The organism is Lacinutrix sp. WUR7, from assembly GCF_016864015.1.
GTDB lineage: Bacteria > Bacteroidota > Bacteroidia > Flavobacteriales > Flavobacteriaceae > Oceanihabitans.
The window spans coordinates 2,385,776-2,407,338 of sequence record NZ_CP045067.1; the positions used below are offsets into that span (position 1 = coordinate 2,385,776).

Sequence of the window (21,563 nt, forward strand, 5' to 3'; positions counted from 1 at the left end):
GTAACACGTGCCTCCATTTAAAAAATAAACATAACAGATTAGAATGAAAAATAAAATCTTACTATTAGTTATTAGTATTAGCACTACTTTTTGCTTAGAAAGTTTTGCGCAGCAAGAAGCCCAATATACGCAGTATATGTATAATACAATGAGCATTAATCCTGCCTATGCTGGATCGCGAGAAGTATTGAGTGTTGTTGGTTTATATAGAACACAATGGGTAGGCTTAGAAGGTGCTCCAGAGACACAAACATTAGGTGTTCATTCTCCAATAGGTAGTAGTGAAAAACTAGGTTTAGGATTATCTATTGTAAATGATAATATAGGTCCAACTCATGAAACTAATTTTGATATTGATTTATCTTATACCTTACATACATCAGATGAGGGGAGATTCTCTTTTGGCTTAAAAGCTGGAGGTCATTTAATGAATATTAATTATGATGAACTGGATAGATATAATGAAGGAGATGCTTTGTTACCAACAGGGTCTATAAGTGAATTCTCTCCAAATGTTGGTGTTGGTTTATACTATCGTCATGCAGATAGATGGTATGTAGGTGTTTCTGCTCCAAACTTATTAGAAACAGAACATTTAGATGAAATTAGCTTGTCTACAGCAAAAGAAAGAATTCATTATTATTTAATTGGAGGTTATGTTTTTGATTTAACAGAAAATTTAAAATTTAAACCAGCATTTTTAGGTAAAGCAGTAGAAGGAGCTCCATTACAAGTAGATTTAACAGCAAATTTTTTAATAAACGATAAACTAACTTTAGGTGCTGCTTATAGATGGAGTGCTTCTATAAGTGCATTAGCAGGTTTTCAAATTACAGAAGGGTTAATGATTGGTTTAGCGTATGACAAAGAAACTACAGAACTTGGTAAAACTAAATTTAATAGTGGTTCTTATGAAGTTATGTTAAGATTTGAATTGTTTAAAAAAGATAGTAAAATTATTTCCCCTAGATTTTTCTAATATAAAAGATTATGAAATTATATAAACTTACATTAATTGCATTTTTTGGTTTCTTTATATCTATAGGATATGCTCAAAAAGGAAAAATTAAAAAAGCAAATAAAGATTATGATCAATTTAGCTATGTGAAAACAAGTGAAATTTTGCTTGAAGTAGCTAAAGAAGGATACAAGTCTGTCGATTTATTCCAAAAACTTGGTAACTCATTCTATTTTAATAATAAAATGGAAGATGCAGCTAAATGGTATGGCGAATTAGTGGCTTTAAATGAACCTTTAGAAGCCGAATATTACTTTAGATATGCACAAGCATTAAAATATAGTGAAAACTATGAAGAGTCTGATAAATGGATGAAAAAATTCAACGACTCTAAATCCAATGATTCTAGAGGAAGAGCATTTGCTTCTACTGTAGATTATCTTGCTAAAATTGAAGCAGCTAGTAAAGATTTTGAAGTAACCAATATGGACTTTAATTCTGAAGTTTCAGATTTTGGAACAACACAATATAAAGACAAATTAATATTTGCTTCCTCCAGAGGAGATGGAAAAATTTATCAATGGAATAATCAACCTTTCTTAGATTTATACGCAGTAGAAAAACAAGAAGATGGTACTTATATTAATGTAGAAAACTATGATGAAACAGTAAATACACCATATCATGAATCTACACCCTCGTTTACCCCAGATGATCAATTAATGTTTTTTACTCGTAATAATTATACCAATAAAAAACTAAAAAGAGATAGTAAAGATATTACTAGATTAAAAATATACAGAGCGAGATTACAAGATGATAAAACTTGGGGAGATATTGAGTCTGTACATTTTAATAGTAACCAGTATAGTGTAGCACATCCATCTATTAACGTATACGGAACAAAATTATACTTTGCTTCAGATATGCCAGATACCCAAGGAGAATCCGATCTTTATGTTGTAGATATAAATACAGATGGTACTTTAGGAAAGCCTGTAAATTTAGGCTCTAAAATAAATACAGAAGGACAAGAAACATTTCCTTTTATTAATGAAAAAGGAGATCTATTCTTTTCATCTAATGGATATCCTGGTTTAGGAGGATTGGATGTATATGTTATTAGAAATTTTGAAAATAAATACGAAAGTAATTCTGCTATAGTTGTAGAAAATATTGCGAAACCTATTAACAGTCCGCAAGATGATTTTGGTTACTATGAAAACTTAGGAACTAATGAAGGCTTTTTCTCGTCGAATAGACTAAACGGAAAAGGAGATGATGATATTTATAGTTTTGCTGCAAAAGAAACGAAATGTGAGCAAATTGTTGAAGGTAAAGTTAAAGATAAAAATTCTAGAGAATTAATACCTCAAGCTACAGTTATTTTATTTGATAAAGACGGAAAAGAAATGCAAAGATTAGAAGTTTCAGAGGATGCCGCTTTTAGTTTTAATTTAGACTGTGAAGAAGAATATTTAGTGCGTGCTCAAAAACAAGATTATGCTTCAGACGAAGTACGTTTTACAACTCCAAGTACAAAACAAGAATTAGACTTAGAACTTAACCTCTCTAAAGAACTTAGAGAAATTGTTGTAGGTACCGATTTAGCTAAAGTATTAGATATTCCAATTATCTATTTCGATTTTGATAAATCGGATATTAGACCAGACGCAGCTTTAGAATTACAAAAAGTAATTGCTGTAATGAAGCAATATCCTAATATGAAAATAGATGTACGTTCGCATACCGATTCTAGAGCTCCTTATAGTTATAACGAATCACTATCTAAAAGAAGAAATAAATCAACCATAGCACATATCATTAAAGTTGGTTTAATAGACGCAAATAGATTAACAGGGAATGGTTATGGTGAAAGAAGATTAATAAATAGATGTTCAGATGGTGTACCATGTACAGAAGAAGAACACCAGCTTAACAGACGTAGCGAGTTTATTGTAGTTTCTATGGACTAACAAAAAAATAGAGTAAACAAAAAACCACCAAGAAATTGGTGGTTTTTTGTTTTAATAAAATGTGTAAAATAAAAAAGCAAGCTTAAATTAAGCTTGCTTTTTTTCGTGACCTCGACTGGATTCAAACCAGTAACCTCTTGAGCCGTAATCAAGTGCGCTATTCAGTTGCGCCACGAGGCCTTTTTTGTGGGTGCAAATATATTTCTTTTTAATAGAAACACAAAGCAAACTTAAATTTTTATTTATTTTTTTTTACGAGTAATATTATGCACAAATAATAGGCGGAGTTTATATCACATTTAAAGAGAAAGGAAGCAAGTTCAATTGCTTGAAATCGTATGAGTTGTGAGTTCTTTTACGTTCCTTTTAATAGGAAGATGAAAAATTGTAATTAATCTAAAGCGTTTTTGGTGACATAAAGTTTCCAACCAAAAATAGCCATTTGTAGTTTTGAGGCTTTGCTTAAATCCAATCGCTGTTTCGTGAAACTAGGTAATATGGTTTTATTAAGCTTTGCTAATATTTTAAACGCTTTATTTTTCATTGTTAAAAAGGGTGTATTCCTATAGTGCAAAATTATTGCTTTAAATAGACGTAGCCAAATATACCTTTTTTATAAAAGAGTAAAACTTATTCTAGACTAAGTTTTACTAGGTTATATGCTACAGCATAGAAATAATAAGTTCAATTAAAGTGGTTACAAGTGTCATCATAATTTTAGGGGATATTGGTTAATAAAGCGTTTCGTTTTTCTAATGTTTTTTCAATATATATGTTTTTAAAAGCATGTTCCAAATGTTTTAGTCAAAAACAATGAAGTTGTGTATGGTATTATAACTAAAATGAAGATTTATGTTATTAATTGTTATGCAGTTGTCTTGATATGTGTTTTAGTATGTAATATTTTTTATTGATATTGTTGTTATTTGTAATTGTTCAAGGGGGTTTCTAGACGTTTTTTGTAAAACGAAGGCTTTCTTTTATCAAAACAGATGGTATTTATCTGTTTTCATCTTTTTTTAGGATTTCTAAAGGCTTAAAACAGTATCTTTTTTTCGTGTAGATTTTTTTCTATAAGTGTTAAAGTTATGCATTTCCTGAGGCTAAAATCTACTTAAACCCAAACGGATACGTACTTTTACAAAAAATTCCCGCCTAATGAAAAAGTATTACATGTTATTGATATGTTTAGTCATATATCAATTTTCCTTCACTCAAATTGTTATCAATGAAGTCGATTGCGACACACCAAGTACAGACGACAAAGAATTTATAGAACTTAAATCAGCTACACCCAATTTTCCACTAGATGGTTATGTGTTAGTTTTATTTAATGGTAATGGAGATGACAGCTATTTTGCTTTAGATTTAGATGGTTACCAAACAGATCCTAATGGTTTGTTTTTAATCGGTAGTACTACAGTGGAACCTTTTCCGCAATTACTTATTTCAATAAATACCATTCAAAATGGTGCCGATGCAGTTGCCATTTATTTGGGCGATGATTCTGATTTTCCAGAGGAAACACCTGCTACACAAACCAATTTAATTGATGCCTTGCTTTATGATACTTCAGATTCTGATGATACTGGGCTAATGGCAGCTTTGGGAGTTACGGTACAAACCAATGAAGGTAGTAGTGGTAATACAAATTCCGTACAACTTCTTCAAGATGGTTCTTACGTATCTACAACGCCAACACCAAGAGCGGTTAATGATGGAGTAGGTATAGCTGTTACTGCAATTAGCATGTATACAAGTCAAACCATATATAATGAAGGAGACACGTTTGATATTGTTTTTTCTACGGAAGAAAACGTAACTGAAAATTTGACTTTTAGTTTTACATTAAATAATTACGGGTTTAATGCTACCGATTTTACAGGGGACACAACCGTAACTATTCCTAATGGATCTAATACGGTAATAACAACGATAACTATTATAAACGATACCTTAGATGAAGGTGATGAAGAACCACTAGTGAGATTTTCTAGCTTAGATTGGCCATACATTGCAAACAATAATTTTTTAAAATTAAGAGCTGTTGATGATGATTATACCATGGCTAATTTTGGAACACCAGTAAATCAGTTTGATCCAATTTTAGGAAACGTTACCAGCACACAACCTGCAGGATATTATGATAGCTTAGATGGTTTGCAAGACGATGCTTTGCGTCAAGCGGTACAGGATATTATTGCCGAAGAAGGTGTGGTAAGAGCACAAACATATACAGATGTAATTGATATTTTAAGAGAAGCAGATCAAAACCCAGAGCATAGTAATGAGGTTTGGTTATTGTATACAGAACAAGGTAGATCTAAGTTAGATAATCATACTGGAGGTAGCAGTACAGGTTTGTGGAATAGAGAGCATACCTATCCACAATCTCGTGGTACTTTTAAAGCTAGAGAAGGAGATGATATTGCAGATGGAAAAGAAATTTATTGGAATACCACAGCAGATTCGCTTCGTCATGGTTATTCAGATGCACACGCTTTAAGAGCGGCAGATGGACCAGAAAATAGCTCACGTAACAATAAAAATTATGGAGACCCACTTTTAGGTGGATATAATGGGCCAGAAAATACGGCGGGAAGTTTTTACGGAGACGTGGCTAGAAGTGTTTTTTATATGGCAGTTAGATATAATGGGTTAGAACTTGTTAATGGCTATCCAGTTGATGAGGATGCAAACGACGGAACACTTGGAGATTTAGCAACCTTACTAGAATGGCATAGAAATGATCCGCCAGATGATTATGAAATGAACAGAAACAACGTAGTCTATACTTGGCAGTTTAATAGAAACCCATTTATTGATGAGCCAGATTTAGTAGAGTACATTTGGGGAGATCAAGTAGCTCCAGATATAACTTGGGATCAAGGACTAACTATTGCAGAATCAAATGAACTTCAGGTGCAAGTATATCCTAATCCAGCAACAGATAAGGTTTATATTAACGGACTTTTAAATAAAGCTACAGTGGAAGTTTTCTCTGTGGAAGGACGAAAATTAGAAAACTATACGATTACCGGTAATTCCGTTTTAAACATCAACCTTTCTAGTGGCATGTATTTGTTTAAAATTACTTCGGAAGATAAAGCAACGATTAAGAAAATAGTGATTCAATAAAAAGTATCACAATAAAAAAAATCGCAAACAGAACGTTTGCGATTTTTTTTATGCTTGGTTTTAACTAAAATATTATTTTTTGGTGGTCACCTGTATCACACCATTTTTTGCCTTATCTCCATAGATTCTTGTGTGCTTTTCTCCTTTAACAACATTCATACTTGCAATGTTATTTGGGTCTAGATTTTCCAGTTCTTCCCTTGTAGATTCTTTATTGTCTATAAATATTAAAGGGCTGCTTATGTCATCAGTAGAAATAAATAAAGAATTTCCAATATTAGATTTTATATATTTCACATCTTGTTCTTCTTTATTGTCAGTATGCCAAATAGTTTCCTTGTCTCCTTCAATAATAATATCTTCGTTAATTATATTTCCATTTTTTTCTTTTGTTTGAATTATCATGTGTTTGGAGTTTGGACTAAGTGATTTATTACTTGTAAATGAATATACCTTTTTTTCGGTTTTAAAAATTTTTCCGTCTTTTATGATATTTCCGTCTTTATCCTGAGTAATAATTTTTATATCATTAGTAGCACCTTCTTCAACAACCCAAGTTTTACTTTCTTTTCCTTGTTTAATATCTTCAGTTATTATATTTCCATCTTTATCTTTCGTTATAAAAAGTACTTTTTCTTTGTTTTCTGAAGCATCCGTATTTAAATCTATAATAGTAGCTTTTCTTTGTACCATTACTTTGTGGTCTTTGTTGTTTTCATCTTCAACAATAACTTCCTTATTGTGGTTGGCATTTTTTTCTTCTTCCGTTAAAATATTAACGTTACTTCCAGAACCAGATTTTACAATTTTAGTCTTGCCATCTTCCGTAATAAATATTTCTTCGTCTTCTATAGTGCTAATAGAAATACTATAGTCTTCACTATTATACGTGATTTTAATAGGTTTAATGGCGTTATTCGAATTAGAACTAAACTTGGTTTTTGTCTTTTTAGAACTTGCTTCAATCTTAATAGCTATGATTTCATTGTTGTTATTTCTTTTGATGCTTTTAAAATCAAGAGTTACGTCTTTAGTTTTAAAATCGAAGGTTATTTTGTCTAATACAGCATCTGTGAAATCCTTATTAATTAGCACCGTTTCAATAACTTCAGTAGTTTGTGTGGAATGAAAAGCATTTCCATTCAAGTACACTTCTTTCGTATTAAAACTCATTAAAAACAACGCTAATAACGGCAATATAAAAGCATACTTTAATAGATTTAATTTATTGGATTTTGATTTGTGTAACATAACGATTCGTTTTTTGATTAATGAAGTGTAAAAATTATTTGTTAGCTCTAATTGCGGATTAGAAACAGTCGTTTTAAGTAGAACATAGGCATAACTTTTTTTACAAGAAGAGATACGCTGCGCATTTTTGTCGGCAATAAACTCCAGGTTTTGCTGCATTTCTTTTTTGTAAAACCAGATAAACGGATTAAACCAAAATATAACCGTCGCTAATTGTATTAAAATAATATCCATAGAATGCAAATGCTTGGCATGTGCTTTTTCGTGATTAATGATATGTGTTAATTCGGTAGTATTAAATTGTTTTGCATTATAAACAATGAAATTGAAAAACGAAAATGGAGAAGTGGCAGCTTCCGTTTCTATGATTTGAAAACCATTAATGGCTTCCGTCTTTTTATTCTTTAATAAACGAAACAAAGAAGTGCATTCTAAAACCAACTTTATCAAAAAGAAACTGACACCAAGTAAGTACATACTACTTAAAATGTTAAAAGTGTAATCTGAATCTGTTACGGTTGCAATACTTCCTCCGGTTTCTGTAAATGCCGAAATATCGAAGGCGTGCTGCGAAGCTTCTATATAAATAGGAATCACTAATAAAGGCAAACCAACAGTCGCTAATACACCTATTAATAAAAACCATCGGTTGCTTTCAAAAAAAGTTTCCCGTTGCAAAAACAATTTGTAGCATAAATAGAATAGAGCAGTAATGACAGGTGCTTTTATTAAATATTCCATGCTTATTTTTTTTGTTCAATTATGGAAATGATCTCCTTTAGTTCTGCAACACTTATTTTCTCTTCTTTGGCAAAAAAGGAAACTACATTTTTATAAGAGCTATTAAAGTAATTGTCTATGGCAGTGTTCATAAACTTCTTTTTATACGCTTCTTTAGTAATAATAGGGAAGTATTGATGCGTTTTTCCGTAGGCAGTATAACTAACATAACCTTTCTCTTCCAGATTTCTAATAATTGTAGAAAGTGTATTGTAATGCGGTTTGTCGTCCGTTATTTCTTTTAAAACATCTTTTACAAATGCCTTTTCAAGCTTCCATAAAATGTGCATAATCTCTTCTTCTTTGTTGGTTAGTTTCTGCATCGAAAACATATTTTCGTTCCTATAAAAATGGGAATCTAATTAACTTCATCAAATGTATAACTATTTGCACAGTTATACAACTATAGATATAGTTGTATAACTAAATTTATAGTTTTGTTTTTTCATTTAGAAGAAATACTATCTTCGTAAAAAAAATAATTATGAGTATTGCTTTTTTAATTTTAGGCTTTGTTTTATTAGTAATAGGAGGTGAGTTTCTAGTTCGAGCTTCGGTTGCTTTATCCTTTAAATTAAACATATCTAAGATAGTTATTGGTATGACTGTGGTGTCTTTTGCGACTTCAGCTCCAGAATTGCTAGTAAGTTTAAATGCAGCCTTGTCTGGTTCTCCAGCAATTGCTATAAATAATGTGGTAGGTTCTAATATCGCAAATATTGGTTTGGTGCTAGGTATTACGGCAATAGTTGGTGCTATTGGTGTTGATAAGTCTTTTTATAAGGTAAACTGGCCAGTAATGATGTTGTTTTCTATTGCTTTATATTATTTTCTTTGGAATGATAACCAACTAACAGCAATAGAAGGAGGAATCCTTTTTACTGCTTTAATTGTATTCATCATCTTTTTAATTAGAAGTCAGAAAAACGCGGAAGTTTCCGAAGAAGTAGATGATGCTTTAGCAACCGTTTCCAATTTTAAAATGATTATTTGGTTACTTATAGGTGCTTTGGCTTTATACTTTGGTAGTGAATGGTTGGTAAAAGGAGCTACAGAAATTGCAACGCAACTTGGCGTAAGTGAAGCCGTAATTGGTGTTACTATGATTGCTATTGGAACTAGTGTTCCAGAATTAGCAGCGTCGGTAATTGCAGCAGCGAAACAAGAAAAAGCAATCTCTTTAGGGAACTTAATTGGTTCTAATATTTTTAATATTGGTTCTGTACTTGGTTTAACTTCTATAATAAAAACCATTCCGGTAACCGAGCCTTTAATACTATCTCGCGATATCTTTTGGATGCTAATCTTTGCTTCTCTAGTTCTGGTTTTAGCATTGCTTCCAAAAAGACATGAGATTAATAAAATTAAGGGATTTGGCTTAGTTATGCTTTACGGTATTTTTATTGTCTTAGTGTTTAGAGGATAAAAAAAAGGCTATCTATACAGATAGCCTTTTTAATGGATAATTAAATAATGTAAATGGTATTAGCTAATATTAGCAGACTTTACAGTCTTAATAATTCTACCAGCAATTTTATATGGATCTCCATTAGAAGCAGGTCTTCTGTCTTCTAACCATCCTTTCCAACCTTTCTCTACTGTAATAATTGGTATTCTTATAGATGCTCCTCTATCCGATACTCCGTAAGAGAAATCATCAATAGATGCCGTTTCATGGTCTCCTGTTAAACGTTGATCGTTAAATTCTCCGTAAACAGCCATGTGTTCTTTTACAACTGGTCTAAATGCTTCACATATTTTTTCGTACGTTTCTTTACTTCCACATGTTCTTAAAACAGTGTTAGAGAAATTGGCATGCATTCCAGATCCATTCCAATCCATATCTCTACCTAATGGTTTTGGATGGTACTCAATATAGTAACCATATTGTTCTGTTAATCTATCTAATAAATAACGAGAAATCCAGATTTCATCACCTGCTTGTTTAGCACCTTTTGCAAACAATTGGTATTCCCATTGCCCAGAAGCAACTTCTTGGTTAATTCCTTCAAAATTTAAACCTGCATCAATACATAAATCTGCATGCTCTTCTACTAGTTTTCTACCATGTGTATGTAAACCACCAACAGAACAGTAATACATTCCTTGCGGAGCAGGATAACCACCAATAGGGAATCCTAAAGGTAATTGTGTTTTTGTGTCCATTATAAAGTACTCTTGCTCAAATCCAAACCAGAAATCATTATCTTCATCTTCAATCGTAGCTCTTCCATTAGAAACGTGTGGCGTACCATCTGCATTTAAAACTTCTGTCATTACTAAATAACCATTTCTTCTTGTAGGATCTGGGTAAATTGCAACTGGTTTTAATAAACAATCAGAAGAACCTCCAGATGCTTGTTTAGTAGATGAACCATCAAACGACCAATTATCTAGCTCTTCAATGGTACCTTGAAAATCTTCATGCTCTTCCACTTTGGTTTTACTTCTCATGTTTTGAGTTGGAAAATATCCATCTAACCAAATGTATTCTAATTTAATTTTTGCCATAATACTTACAAATTATATTAATAATAAGGTTACGAATATAGGTAATTTTCATTATTGCCTATAAAAAAATAGCCCTAATAGTTTTAATTTTATTGAATTGTTGTTAATAGCCCTATTTTTTTTAGGGTATTGTTTTTTTTATAGCTGAAAATTGTAAATTTGTAAAACAAATAAAACATAAACTTATGTCCACCTTAAGATTTCACGCAGTAAAAGAAACCTATAATAGGAAACCTGTTCACATTGAAGAAAAGGAACGTCGTTCTTCTATTTTTGGTGCTAATGTCTTTAATGAAGACACCATGCAACAATATTTAACTAAAGAAGCACTTAAAAGTGTGCAAGATGCCATTAAAAATGGTTCAAAAATAGATAGGGTAATTGCAGATCATATTTCTACAGGTATGAAAGAATGGGCAATTTCTAAAGGAGTGACTCATTATACCCATTGGTTTCAGCCACTAACAGGTGCTACTGCAGAAAAGCACGATGCGTTTTTTGAACCTCTTGGAAATGGTAGAGCTATTGAGAAATTTGAAGGCGGACAACTAGTACAGCAAGAACCAGATGCTTCAAGTTTTCCTAATGGAGGAATACGTAATACATTTGAAGCGCGTGGGTATACCGCTTGGGATCCAACTTCGCCAGCATTTATTTATGGTACAACGCTTTGTGTGCCTACTGTTTTTGTGTCGTATACTGGTGAAGCTCTAGATTATAAAACTCCGCTACTTCGCGCGTTGCAAGCCGTAGATCAAGCAGCAGTGGCCGTTTGTAAATATTTTGATAAAAATGTAAAGAAAGTAAACGCCTCTTTGGGTTGGGAACAAGAGTATTTTTTAATCGATCTTGCCTTGGCTAATTCTCGTCCAGATATAGTATTAACTGGTCGTACGTTATTAGGACATTCTCCAGCAAAAGGACAACAGCTAGATGATCACTATTTTGGAACCATTCCAAATCGTGCAATGGCATATATGCGAGACTTAGAAACCGAATGTATGTTACTTGGTATTCCTGTTAAAACAAGACATAACGAAGTCGCACCTAATCAATTTGAATTGGCGCCTGTTTATGATGAAGCGAATCTTGCAGTAGATCATAATTCCTTATTAATGGATGTGATGGATAAGATTGCGGCACGTCATAATTTTAAAGTGCTTTTTCATGAGAAACCATTTGCCGGAGTAAACGGTTCTGGGAAACATAACAATTGGAGTTTAGCTACAGATACCGGAGTAAATCTTTTAAGTCCGGGGAAAACGCCAATGAGTAACTTACAGTTTTTAACTTTCTTTATTAATACCATTAAAGCGGTTTATGATAATGAAGAGCTTCTTCGTGCTGCAATTGCATCTGCAAGTAATGATCATCGTTTGGGAGCAAATGAAGCGCCTCCTGCAATTATTTCTGTATTTATAGGCGAACAATTAACCAAAACATTAAGTGAGCTGGAAAATGTGACTAATGGTAAATTGTCTCCGGAAGAAAAAACAGATTTAAAATTGAATGTCGTAGGAAAGATTCCAGATGTGCTACTCGATAATACCGATAGAAACAGAACATCTCCTTTTGCATTTACCGGAAATAAATTCGAATTTAGAGCCGTAGGATCTACAGCAAATTGTGCAAATCCAATGACGGTTTTAAACGCTATTGTTGCAAAGCAATTAATAGAGTTTAAAGGGGAAGTAGATGCCTTAATTGAAAAGAAAAGCTTAAAGAAAGACGAAGCGGTCTTTAATATACTAAGAGAATACATCAAGAAATCTAAAAATATTCTATTCGAAGGAAACGGCTATGGAGAAGCTTGGGAAAAGGAAGCTAAAAAACGCGGATTGAGCAATAATAAAACGACTCCGGAAGCATTAAAAGCCAAAATTTCTAAAAAAGCAATAGATCTGTATGGCGATTTAGGTATCATGAATAAGGTGGAAGTGGAAGCACGTTACGAAATAGAAGTAGAGCAATATACCATGCGTTTACAAATAGAAAGTCGTGTGCTTGGTGATATCGCTAGAAATCATATTGTGCCAACTGCTGTAAAATATCAAAATATTTTAATTGAAAACGTAAGAGGGCTTAAAGAAATTTATGGTGCGGATTTTAAAAAATTAGCCAAAGAACAAATGGTTTTAATTGAAAGCATATCCAGCCATTTAGAATCTTTAAATTCGAATGTTACCAAAATGACGAACGAGCGTAAAAAAGCGAATACGCTAGCAGATATTGAGAAAAAAGCGGAAGCATATTGTTTTAAAGTAAAACCGTTGTTTGATGATATTAGATACCATTGTGATAAGTTAGAACTATTAGTAGATGATGAGCTTTGGCCATTAACAAAATATAGAGAATTACTATTTACAAACTAGATATTTGTATTCATTAATATTAAGGTCGCTTTAGTAAAAGCGACCTTTTTTATGGAGCAAAAATGAATAATTTGTATTTTACCTAATATAATTACATATCAACGAATACTTTGGTTAATAGGACTTTAGTCTCTTCAGTTTTCCTTATTTTAGCAAAGCTATTAATCAATATCAATTTAAAATGAAGAGGCTTTTCTTAAGTGTCCTTATGCTCATGGTTGCGACTTTTATATTTTCGCAAGCTAGTAAAGAAAAAGAGGAACAAGATTTCAAAAAAGATTTAGTACAAACAGAACACGTAGTTCAAAATAATATTAACTAGTTGTAGTTGGTAAATGACTTTACGAGTTGTTTTGTGTTAATTTAAGTTTTAAAGTATTTATAATAAAGACAAATGAACTTTCTTCATCTGTCTTTATTTTTTTATATTAGATGGATCCCTAAATAAGTAATACCCATGATTTTATATTTAAAACAATCTTTTACAGTTGTATTTCTGTGCTTTTGTTTTTCTCAAGCTAATTCGCAAACAAAAAGCGAAATAAATAAACAACCGAAAGATAATTCGCATGCTTTTTTCTATCAATATAGAGCAAATAATGTGTTTACAGCAGCTGTTGGTACCGCAGTAATTAATGGGGATTATCAAGATCCATTATTCGAGTTTTATGGTCAAGTGGGATATAAAAGATATATTAATCCTTATGTTAATGTGAATTTTACATATAATAAATTCAATCTTGCACATAAAAACATTAGCAATAATGGATACATGTCTTTTGATCTTAATGTAGAAAGCACCATAATGCCAGATAGCTTTTTTACCCCTTTTATATTTGCAGGTGCAGGAGTTAATGCATCTAATTATTTTACAGCAACAGATATGAAAATACAGGGAGGTATTGGTGTAGAATATATAGTTATGGAAGATTTTGGTATTAAACTTTTCACCGATTATAACCATACCTTTTCAGATGAATTAGATGGAAAAGTATTTGGTGATGCAAACGATGTGTATTGGAGAATTGCTTTTGGAGTAAATTATTACTTTGGTAGAACTAACAAAAAGAGCAAAATACCAAGTGATGTACCAACAATTATTAATTCTAATCCAATAATTCATAATTAACTAAAATACAATTCTTATTTTTGTTGCTCAAAATATATTCATGAGCCAAGATGTAAGTAAAAGATATGCACAAAGAGGAGTTTCTGCTTCTAAAGAAGATGTGCATAATGCTATAAAAAATATAGATAAAGGATTATTCCCAAAAGCATTCTGTAAAATCGTTCCAGATTATTTAACCAATGATGACGATTATTGTTTAATCATGCACGCAGATGGTGCTGGAACAAAATCATCACTAGCATATATGTACTGGAAAGAAACAGGAGATATTTCTGTTTGGAAAGGTATTGCACAAGATGCACTTATCATGAATATTGACGATTTACTTTGCGTTGGTGCAACAGATAATATCATGCTTTCCTCTACTATTGGAAGAAATAAAAACCTAATTACAGGAGAAGTGCTTTCGGCAATCATTAATGGTACCGAAGAACTTATTCAAGACTTAAAAAACTTCGGTGTTACTATTCATTCTACAGGAGGCGAAACGGCAGATGTTGGTGATTTGGTTAGAACCATTATTGTAGATTCTACAGTAACAGCAAGAATGAAACGTGCAGATGTTATTGATAATGCAAACATTAAACCTGGCGACGTCATTGTTGGTTTAGAAAGTTTTGGTCAAGCTACTTATGAAAAAGAATATAATGGCGGAATGGGAAGCAATGGCTTAACTTCTGCAAGACACGATGTCTTCTCTAAATATTTAGCAGAAAAATACCCGGAAAGTTTTGATGCTTCCGTACCAGAAGATTTAGTGTATTCTGGAAATGTCAAATTAACAGACGCTGTACAAGATTCTCCTATTGATGCAGGAAAACTAGTATTATCCCCAACTAGAACCTATGCGCCAATTATTAGTGCCATCTTATCTAAATATAAAAGCGATCGTTTACACGGAATGGTGCATTGCTCAGGAGGAGCACAAACTAAAATACTTCACTTTATAGATAACCTGCATATTGTAAAAGATAATATGTTTGCTGTACCACCATTATTTAAACTTATTCAAGAACAATCTAAAACAGATTGGAAAGAAATGTACCAAGTTTTTAATTGCGGACATAGAATGGAATTATACGTAACTCCAGAAATAGCAGAAGATATTATCGCTATTTCAAAATCCTTTAATGTAGATGCTAAAATTATTGGTAGCGTAGAAGCTTCTGATGAGAAAAGATTGACTATTAAAAGCGAGTACGGTACTTTTGAGTATTAGATTTTCTTCTTAAATAGCAAACTCCAATCTGTATCTGTTTTAGTGTAAATATTTTATTCCTTAAAAACGAATAACCAATGAGCTTTGAGAAAAAAAGCCTACTTATCATATCGCTTCTATTAGTCGCCATCAATATATATGTGATTTCGGAATATACCATTCTAGAAAACAGAGTAATAAGGTTCATAAGTGTGTTCGTTTATTTTTTAATGTTCCTTTATTTTAAAGGATATAAGAATAAAGCGATATTATTTGTTTTTTTGTGCTTTTTAATAGCGGACGTATTTAAGCTTTTTTATGAAGATGCAACTTATAATAAGTTAACCTCATTGTTTTCTATAAGTGGCTATCTTGTTTTCTTCTTTTGCGGATTAAGAAGAATCCAATTAAAAAAAGTAAACAAATTACTCATCGTTTTTTTTGTTGCTATAATTACTTTAAATTTCTTCGTTCTCGATCAGCTTTTTAGTTTTATAGCATATAAATTACATGACGACTTACAACAACTTATACTTTATTTTTATGGTGTTGTGCTTATTTTTGCATGTGTTTTTGCTGGGCATTATAATTTTACAGCCAATACCACAAAGGCGCTGTACTATATGTATTTTGTTTTTGGTTTTGCGCTTTCCGATTTTTTTAAAGCACTAGCTTATTATTTTGATGTCAACCTTTTATATATACCCGGAATATGCTTTAATCTTTTTGCTTTCTTTATTCTTGTACGGTATGCTATTCAGGATTATAAAGAGGAATATGTAATATTGGAGGAATAGCAATAAAAACTACTGCATTGCCGTTTTCTTGTTAAAATTTGTTAAAAACAATAAATCCTTTGTCGAAGTATTTAAATTCGTATGCTCTTAAATGTTACACATGAAAAAAGTTATATTCCTACTACTCGTTTTTACTATTCAATTTACTTTTGCGCAATCTGATTCTACAGTTGTGGATACCACCTTTAGAGGAAGTTTTCCTAAATGGAAAAATAAAAATATTGCTACCTTAGATGTAAGTGAAGTGGCTTTTGTTAATTGGAATTCTGGAGGAAGCAATTCCATTTCCGCATTATTAGGAGTTGCAAGTCAGGCAAACTATAAATTCAAACATTTTTTTTGGAACAATAATATTAATATCCGCTACGGAATTAATAAACAACAAGAACAAGAGTTGAGAAAAACCGAAGATTTAGTAGAGGTTAACTCTAGTGTTGGTTATAGAAGAGATAGTTTGACCAATTGGTTTTATACTTCTAGATTTAATTTTAAAACCCAGTTTACAAACGGGTACACCTATCCAAATACAACAAATGCTATTTCTAAAATTATGGCTCCTGGCTATTTGTTTTATGGTGTGGGAATTGAATATGGTAAAAATATAGAAAGATTATCCGTTTACTTTTCACCCGCAACTACTAAATCTACTTTTGTTTTAGATCAAGAACTAGCAAACGCAGGAGCATTTGGTGTTAAGCCAGCTATTCTAGATGAACAAGGAAATGTGATTAAAAATGGAGAGCAGGTACGTAATGAATTTGGGATACTAATTACCAACGCCTACGAAACAGAAATTGCTACCAATATTTATATGAAGCATGCCGTGAATTTTTATACCGATTACCTTAATGGCTTCGGAAACATAGATGTAGACTGGCAAGTGAACTTGGATTTTAAAGTAAATAATTACGTAAGAGCGAATCTAGGTTCGCATTTAAAGTATGATAATGATGTGAAAAATCTTATGGCTATTAGTGAAGAAAATGAAGAAGAAGCATATGTAGAAGAAGGAGCCAGAGTACAATGGAAACAAATTCTTGGTATAGGTGTTGTTGTAGATTTTTAGTGTATGCTATTTGCATTTAAGTAGTTGTAGAATTCTAAATCTTTTAAATCCTTAATTTGTTTGGTATAACCATTTTTAAGTAAGTAGATAGAATCTGCTGTATCTATAATGTCTTTGTACATATGATCGGTGATAATAACAATTTTATGCTGTTTTTCTTCGGTAATTAGACTTTTTAATTTCTCTATATAAAGAGGAGCGATATGAGAAAATGGTTCATCTAGTAAAATAATTTCACTTTTTCCTTTTACTATTAAATAGGTTTCTACTAAACGACGTTCTCCACCAGAAAGCAAGTGAATCTTGTTATTTTTGTATTTTGAAAAACCTTCAAAAGTAGTAGTGAAAGTTTCCCAGGATACCTCTAAAATTTTAAAAATGGTTTTCAGTTTTAAACCTTTCGGAACAAAATTGTATTGTGGTAATAAACTAACATTTTTAGCTAAATATAAAGGTTTCGTAATCGGTTTGTTGTCTATTCTAACTAGTTTGTATTTTGGGTGTAATGCACCAAAAACTATTTGTAATAAACAGCTTTTTCCACAACCATTACTGCCAAGAATAGCAGTTACTTTTCCTGTTTCTGCTTTCAGGTAAATTCCATTTAATAATAGTTTGTTGGAAAAAGAAAGTTCTACATTATCTATCTCTAAAATCATAATATTGTTTTTGCTAATAGAAGAAAGATAATCGATAATATAGCATCCATAAAAAACAAGGAAGCATATAATTTAAAAGTAGAAATACCTACGTTTTTGTAAAACACCAAATTGTTTTTTGCTTTTGTTTCTCGAATATAATACCATAAAAATACCGTGAGAAGAAGTTTCAGAAATATAAGAACGCCTAGATTGCTTCCTGCTAAAACATTAATTATAAAGGACCAAAGAAGGAACGGTTTGTAAAAAATAAAAATAAGTTTTAGCGATTTCATACCTTCTAATAAAAGCGTTTTTTCTGGTATTACTAAATCCATTTGGAAAGGTTTAACAATATATCAAGCAAATCCTTTTATCAAGAATATAAAAACAAGAGACACAGAACAATCTATTAAAAATAGAAAACAGAGTAGTTTTACGTTAGAAACGCCAACCATTTTATAAAACCCAATTCTTCTTCTAACGCTAGCATCTTTTAGTAATAACCAAAATAAAATCACTACAAATAACTTGGTTAAAATAGTAAGCACAAAGCTTTGACTTATTATTAAAACAATAAGATTTATAGTAAAAGACCACACAAATAGTGGCTTATAATAAGCGAGTATTCCTTTTAGCAGTTTCATGAGTATTATTAAAACGCAAAAGAGCACTAATTATTTTCAAGACAATATTGCTAGTCTATACACTATATAAAATCCATAAATTATCGTATTTTTGGCATACAATTTTTTAGAAGATAGATGTTAGATAAATTACAAATAGTAAAACAACGCTTTGATGAGGTTAGTGATTTAATCATTCAACCAGATATTATTACAGATCAAAAGCGTTATGTAGAGTTAAATAAAGAATACAAAGACTTACGCCTTTTAATGGATAAACGTGAGCAATACATAGAGTATACAGATAATTTAGCGGAAGCAGAAGCGATTATAGCAGATGGTAGTGATGCCGAAATGGTGGAAATGGCCAAAATGCAATATGACGAAGCTAAAGAAGCGATTCCTAAGTTAGACGATGAAATTCGTGTACTTTTAATTCCTAAAGATCCACAAGATTCTAAAAATGCGGTAGTAGAATTACGTGCAGGAACTGGTGGAGATGAAGCTAGTATTTTTGCTGGTGATTTATTTAGAATGTACACCAAATACTGCGAAGGTAGAGGCTGGAAAGTAGATACTGTAGATTATAGTGAAGGTACTAATGGCGGATTTAAAGAAATTCAATTTGAAGTTACTGGTAACGATGTGTACGGAACTTTAAAATTTGAAGCTGGTGTGCATCGTGTACAACGTGTACCACAAACCGAAACACAAGGTCGTGTGCATACAAGTGCTGCAACCGTTATGGTATTTCCAGAAGCCGAAGAGTTTGATGTAGAAATAAACCCAAAAGATGTACGTATCGATTTTTTCTGTTCTTCAGGACCAGGAGGGCAATCGGTAAATACAACCTATTCGGCAGTACGTTTAACACACGTTCCAACTGGATTAGTAGCACAATGTCAAGATCAAAAATCACAACATAAAAACAAAGAGAAAGCATTTAAAGTATTGCGTTCTCGTTTGTATGATATGGAGTTGGCTAAGAAAAATGAAGAAGATGCTGCTTTACGTGGAACCATGGTAACTTCTGGTGATAGAAGTGCGAAAATTAGAACCTACAACTATTCGCAAGGTCGTGTAACCGATCACAGAATTGGATTAACACTTTATGATTTACAAAATATTGTAAATGGTGATATTCAAAAAATTATAGACGAATTACAATTAGCAGATAACACCGAGAAGTTAAAAGCTAGTGACGAACACCTTTAATAATAAGCCTCTTTTTTGAGGCTTTTTTAATAATATTCCTGCAAGGTTTTTAGAACCTTTAGGTATCAAAATAATAGTTTCCTCTGTTAGAGGATTAAGGAGGCGCATGACAACACAACAACTTACTGCTCAGATCCAAAAAAAGAAATCCTTTCTATGTATTGGATTAGATGTCGATTTAAATAAAATTCCGAAACATCTTTTAAAAGAGGAAGATCCAATATTCGCTTTTAATAAAGCAATTATAGACGCTACACACCATTTATGTGTTGCCTATAAACCTAACACTGCTTTTTATGAAGCCTACGGATTGAAAGGTTGGAAAGCTTTAGAAAAGACCATTAACTATTTAAACGAAAAGCATCCAGAAATTTTTACCATTGCCGATGCTAAACGTGGCGATATTGGTAATACAAGTACTATGTATGCTAAAGCTTTTTTTGAAGACTTAGCTTTCGATAGTGTTACTGTAGCTCCCTACATGGGAAAAGATTCCGTAGAGCCTTTCTTAGCTTTTGAAAATAAACATACTATCATGTTGGCTTTAACTTCCAACGAAGGTGCTTTCGATTTTCAAACCAAACAAGTAGAAGGAAAGGAATTATACAAACAGGTTTTAGAGACTTCTAAAAATTGGAAAAATTCAGAAAACCTAATGTATGTAGTTGGTGCTACTAAAGCCGAATATTTTGCAGAAATTAGAAAAATTGTTCCAAATAGCTTTTTACTAGTTCCAGGAGTTGGAGCGCAAGGTGGAAACTTACAAGATGTTTGTAAATACGGAATGAGTGATACTATAGGTTTATTAATAAACTCTTCTAGAGGAATTATTTACGCTTCCAAAGAACAAGATTTTGCAACTGCGGCAGCAAACAGTGCAAAAGATTTGCAAACACAAATGGAAGCATTACTGTCATTACGAGAAACGAAGTAAGCTTTTTAAATGAAACTAAAAGATCAATTAGGAAGACCATTAAACTTAGAATCCGTTCCAAAACGAATCATCTCTTTAGTGCCTTCACAAACCGAATTACTCTACGATTTAGGTTTAGAATCTTCTATTGTTGGTATTACTAAATTTTGTGTTCATCCAAAACATTTACTAAAAACAAAAACGATTGTTGGCGGTACAAAGCAAATAAATCTTGAAAAAATAAAAGCCTTACAACCAGATATTATTCTATGTAATAAAGAGGAAAACACAAAGGATATTGTGGATGCTTGTAATGACATTTGTGTGGTGCATGTTTCCGAAATTGAAACCATTTCCCATTGTATAGAAATGATGCAACAATATGGAGAAATCTTCAATAGAAAGGAGGAAGCTTTCGAAATTTCAGAAAAAATTCAAAACAATTTAAAAGATTTTCAAAACTATATTCAGGAAAAACCGACTTTAAAAGTGGCATATTTTATTTGGAAAAATCCTTTTATGGTTGCTGGTAAAGACACTTTCATTAATTATTTATTACAATTAAATAAATTGGAAAATGTTTATGAAGATTTAGGAAGGTATCCAGAAATTGAAATGCAACAAAATAAAGAAGTAGAGGTGGTCTTTTTATCTAGTGAGCCATATCCTTTTAAAGAAAAACATATCGAAGGATTAGGAGCGTACTATACTAATGCCAAAATACAATTAGTAGATGGCGAAATGTTTTCGTGGTATGGTTCTAGACTAATTAAGTCTTTTAGTTATTTTAAGAAGCTACATGTAAGTCTTTAGTATACTTTTTCTTGTATACCACTTCCACAAAACGTACAGCTTTTTTATCTGTAGCTTTTAGGTTTAATAGCTTGTCTAAATTCGGTTTTATATTTCCAACCTTGCAAAATTGTGCGCTCATAACTTGTTCTTTATATAAAGTACGAGTTTTCTTCGCGTTTGGATTTTAAGCAAAGGTTAAA

General features: G+C 31.9%; 20 protein-coding genes and 1 tRNA gene. 12 read left to right on the forward strand and 9 right to left on the reverse strand.

What is annotated here, in order from left to right; genetic code table 11:
- Positions 1–43: 43 nt before the first annotated feature.
- Both FG167_RS10345 and FG167_RS10350 read left to right on the forward strand, forming a co-directional pair.
- Entirely contained in the window at positions 44–979 is a 936-nt protein-coding gene (locus FG167_RS10345; protein ID WP_203458207.1) for a type IX secretion system membrane protein PorP/SprF, read from the forward strand.
- Positions 980–990: 11 nt separating this feature from the next.
- Positions 991–2,934, forward strand: a complete 1,944-nt coding sequence (locus tag FG167_RS10350; protein WP_203458208.1) for an OmpA family protein — start codon at positions 991–993, stop codon at positions 2,932–2,934.
- A gap of 106 nt (positions 2,935–3,040) precedes the next feature.
- Here the strand turns inward: FG167_RS10350 and FG167_RS10355 are convergent.
- Both FG167_RS10355 and FG167_RS10360 read right to left on the reverse strand, forming a co-directional pair.
- A tRNA-Arg gene (locus FG167_RS10355) sits at positions 3,041–3,114 on the reverse strand.
- A gap of 211 nt (positions 3,115–3,325) precedes the next feature.
- Positions 3,326–3,478 (reverse strand): SsrA-binding protein, encoded by a 153-nt coding sequence (locus FG167_RS10360; RefSeq protein ID WP_203458209.1) that lies wholly within the window; start codon positions 3,476–3,478, stop codon positions 3,326–3,328.
- 614 nt (positions 3,479–4,092) lie between these two features.
- Between FG167_RS10360 and FG167_RS10365 the strand changes: the two genes are divergently transcribed.
- Positions 4,093–6,072, forward strand: coding sequence for an endonuclease (locus FG167_RS10365; RefSeq protein WP_203458210.1), 1,980 nt, complete (start codon positions 4,093–4,095; stop codon positions 6,070–6,072).
- Positions 6,073–6,144: 72 nt separating this feature from the next.
- Here FG167_RS10365 and FG167_RS10370 read toward each other — a convergent pair whose 3' ends face one another.
- Together FG167_RS10370 and FG167_RS10375 are read right to left on the reverse strand one after the other, a co-directional pair.
- The gene (locus tag FG167_RS10370; RefSeq protein WP_203458211.1) at positions 6,145–8,064 is read right to left on the reverse strand and encodes a M56 family metallopeptidase; all 1,920 of its coding nucleotides are present in this window, start codon (positions 8,062–8,064) and stop codon (positions 6,145–6,147) included.
- A 2-nt stretch (positions 8,065–8,066) separates the two neighbouring features.
- Positions 8,067–8,426, reverse strand: a complete 360-nt coding sequence (locus FG167_RS10375; RefSeq protein ID WP_055445516.1) for a BlaI/MecI/CopY family transcriptional regulator — start codon at positions 8,424–8,426, stop codon at positions 8,067–8,069.
- A 161-nt stretch (positions 8,427–8,587) separates the two neighbouring features.
- Between FG167_RS10375 and FG167_RS10380 the strand changes: the two genes are divergently transcribed.
- On the forward strand, positions 8,588–9,529 hold the full coding sequence (locus FG167_RS10380) for a calcium/sodium antiporter (protein ID WP_203458212.1): 942 nt from the start codon (positions 8,588–8,590) through the stop codon (positions 9,527–9,529).
- A gap of 59 nt (positions 9,530–9,588) precedes the next feature.
- On the opposite strand, the gene FG167_RS10385 is transcribed toward FG167_RS10380, so the two are convergent.
- A complete protein-coding gene (locus FG167_RS10385; RefSeq protein ID WP_055445513.1) occupies positions 9,589–10,614 on the reverse strand; it encodes a glutamine synthetase beta-grasp domain-containing protein in 1,026 nt (341 codons plus the stop codon).
- A gap of 185 nt (positions 10,615–10,799) precedes the next feature.
- Between FG167_RS10385 and FG167_RS10390 the strand changes: the two genes are divergently transcribed.
- The 5 genes from FG167_RS10390 to FG167_RS10410 all read left to right on the forward strand — a co-directional run bounded on the left by FG167_RS10390 (position 10,800) and on the right by FG167_RS10410 (position 17,176).
- Positions 10,800–12,986 (forward strand): glutamine synthetase III, encoded by a 2,187-nt coding sequence (locus FG167_RS10390; RefSeq protein ID WP_203458213.1) that lies wholly within the window; start codon positions 10,800–10,802, stop codon positions 12,984–12,986.
- 457 nt (positions 12,987–13,443) lie between these two features.
- On the forward strand, positions 13,444–14,115 hold the full coding sequence (locus tag FG167_RS10395) for a porin family protein (RefSeq protein ID WP_239004369.1): 672 nt from the start codon (positions 13,444–13,446) through the stop codon (positions 14,113–14,115).
- Between the two features lie 40 nt (positions 14,116–14,155).
- Positions 14,156–15,334, forward strand: a complete 1,179-nt coding sequence (locus FG167_RS10400; RefSeq protein WP_203458214.1) for an AIR synthase related protein — start codon at positions 14,156–14,158, stop codon at positions 15,332–15,334.
- A 77-nt stretch (positions 15,335–15,411) separates the two neighbouring features.
- Positions 15,412–16,110, forward strand: coding sequence for a hypothetical protein (locus tag FG167_RS10405; RefSeq protein WP_203458215.1), 699 nt, complete (start codon positions 15,412–15,414; stop codon positions 16,108–16,110).
- A gap of 100 nt (positions 16,111–16,210) precedes the next feature.
- Entirely contained in the window at positions 16,211–17,176 is a 966-nt protein-coding gene (locus FG167_RS10410) for a DUF3078 domain-containing protein (protein ID WP_203458216.1), read from the forward strand.
- On the opposite strand, the gene FG167_RS10415 is transcribed toward FG167_RS10410, so the two are convergent.
- Genes FG167_RS10415 through FG167_RS10425 form a run of 3 tightly spaced genes read right to left on the reverse strand, consistent with a single transcriptional unit; the run spans position 17,173 to position 18,461 of the window.
- Positions 17,173–17,835, reverse strand: a complete 663-nt coding sequence (locus FG167_RS10415; protein ID WP_203458217.1) for an ABC transporter ATP-binding protein — start codon at positions 17,833–17,835, stop codon at positions 17,173–17,175. The two genes, FG167_RS10410 and FG167_RS10415, sit on opposite strands and share 4 nt — an antisense overlap.
- Positions 17,832–18,152 (reverse strand): hypothetical protein, encoded by a 321-nt coding sequence (locus tag FG167_RS10420; protein ID WP_239004370.1) that lies wholly within the window; start codon positions 18,150–18,152, stop codon positions 17,832–17,834. The genes FG167_RS10415 and FG167_RS10420 overlap by 4 nt, the downstream gene beginning before the upstream one ends.
- 21 nt (positions 18,153–18,173) lie before the next feature.
- Entirely contained in the window at positions 18,174–18,461 is a 288-nt protein-coding gene (locus FG167_RS10425) for a hypothetical protein (RefSeq protein WP_203458218.1), read from the reverse strand.
- A 117-nt stretch (positions 18,462–18,578) separates the two neighbouring features.
- Between FG167_RS10425 and prfA the strand changes: the two genes are divergently transcribed.
- From prfA to FG167_RS10440, 3 genes are all read left to right on the forward strand, one after another.
- Positions 18,579–19,655: a peptide chain release factor 1 gene (gene prfA, locus FG167_RS10430; RefSeq protein ID WP_203458219.1), complete on the forward strand. Its 1,077-nt coding sequence runs from the start codon at positions 18,579–18,581 to the stop codon at positions 19,653–19,655.
- Between the two features lie 106 nt (positions 19,656–19,761).
- Positions 19,762–20,589 (forward strand): orotidine-5'-phosphate decarboxylase, encoded by an 828-nt coding sequence (gene pyrF, locus FG167_RS10435; protein ID WP_203458220.1) that lies wholly within the window; start codon positions 19,762–19,764, stop codon positions 20,587–20,589.
- Positions 20,590–20,598: 9 nt separating this feature from the next.
- Positions 20,599–21,381 (forward strand): ABC transporter substrate-binding protein, encoded by a 783-nt coding sequence (locus tag FG167_RS10440; RefSeq protein ID WP_203458221.1) that lies wholly within the window; start codon positions 20,599–20,601, stop codon positions 21,379–21,381.
- Here the strand turns inward: FG167_RS10440 and FG167_RS10445 are convergent.
- The gene (locus FG167_RS10445; RefSeq protein ID WP_161804651.1) at positions 21,356–21,502 is read right to left on the reverse strand and encodes a hypothetical protein; all 147 of its coding nucleotides are present in this window, start codon (positions 21,500–21,502) and stop codon (positions 21,356–21,358) included. The two genes, FG167_RS10440 and FG167_RS10445, sit on opposite strands and share 26 nt — an antisense overlap.
- Positions 21,503–21,563: the final 61 nt, after the last annotated feature.

Bases quoted from the DNA above. Each gene is read 5' to 3' on its own strand.
- FG167_RS10445 (WP_161804651.1), bottom strand. From the start codon at position 21,502: ATGAGCGCACAATTTTGCAAGGTTGGAAATATAAAACCGAATTTAGAC.
- FG167_RS10390 (WP_203458213.1), top strand. From the start codon at position 10,800: ATGTCCACCTTAAGATTTCACGCAGTAAAAGAAACCTATAATAGGAAA.
- FG167_RS10420 (WP_239004370.1), bottom strand. From the start codon at position 18,152: ATGGATTTAGTAATACCAGAAAAAACGCTTTTATTAGAAGGTATGAAA.
- FG167_RS10400 (WP_203458214.1), top strand. From the start codon at position 14,156: ATGAGCCAAGATGTAAGTAAAAGATATGCACAAAGAGGAGTTTCTGCT.
- FG167_RS10360 (WP_203458209.1), bottom strand. From the start codon at position 3,478: ATGAAAAATAAAGCGTTTAAAATATTAGCAAAGCTTAATAAAACCATA.
- FG167_RS10365 (WP_203458210.1), top strand. From the start codon at position 4,093: ATGAAAAAGTATTACATGTTATTGATATGTTTAGTCATATATCAATTT.
- FG167_RS10370 (WP_203458211.1), bottom strand. From the start codon at position 8,064: ATGGAATATTTAATAAAAGCACCTGTCATTACTGCTCTATTCTATTTA.
- FG167_RS10345 (WP_203458207.1), top strand. From the start codon at position 44: ATGAAAAATAAAATCTTACTATTAGTTATTAGTATTAGCACTACTTTT.
- FG167_RS10385 (WP_055445513.1), bottom strand. From the start codon at position 10,614: ATGGCAAAAATTAAATTAGAATACATTTGGTTAGATGGATATTTTCCA.
- FG167_RS10410 (WP_203458216.1), top strand. From the start codon at position 16,211: ATGAAAAAAGTTATATTCCTACTACTCGTTTTTACTATTCAATTTACT.
- FG167_RS10440 (WP_203458221.1), top strand. From the start codon at position 20,599: ATGAAACTAAAAGATCAATTAGGAAGACCATTAAACTTAGAATCCGTT.
- FG167_RS10375 (WP_055445516.1), bottom strand. From the start codon at position 8,426: ATGCAGAAACTAACCAACAAAGAAGAAGAGATTATGCACATTTTATGG.
- pyrF (WP_203458220.1), top strand. From the start codon at position 19,762: ATGACAACACAACAACTTACTGCTCAGATCCAAAAAAAGAAATCCTTT.
- FG167_RS10380 (WP_203458212.1), top strand. From the start codon at position 8,588: ATGAGTATTGCTTTTTTAATTTTAGGCTTTGTTTTATTAGTAATAGGA.
- FG167_RS10395 (WP_239004369.1), top strand. From the start codon at position 13,444: ATGATTTTATATTTAAAACAATCTTTTACAGTTGTATTTCTGTGCTTT.
- FG167_RS10425 (WP_203458218.1), bottom strand. From the start codon at position 18,461: ATGAAACTGCTAAAAGGAATACTCGCTTATTATAAGCCACTATTTGTG.
- prfA (WP_203458219.1), top strand. From the start codon at position 18,579: ATGTTAGATAAATTACAAATAGTAAAACAACGCTTTGATGAGGTTAGT.
- FG167_RS10405 (WP_203458215.1), top strand. From the start codon at position 15,412: ATGAGCTTTGAGAAAAAAAGCCTACTTATCATATCGCTTCTATTAGTC.
- FG167_RS10350 (WP_203458208.1), top strand. From the start codon at position 991: ATGAAATTATATAAACTTACATTAATTGCATTTTTTGGTTTCTTTATA.
- FG167_RS10415 (WP_203458217.1), bottom strand. From the start codon at position 17,835: ATGATTTTAGAGATAGATAATGTAGAACTTTCTTTTTCCAACAAACTA.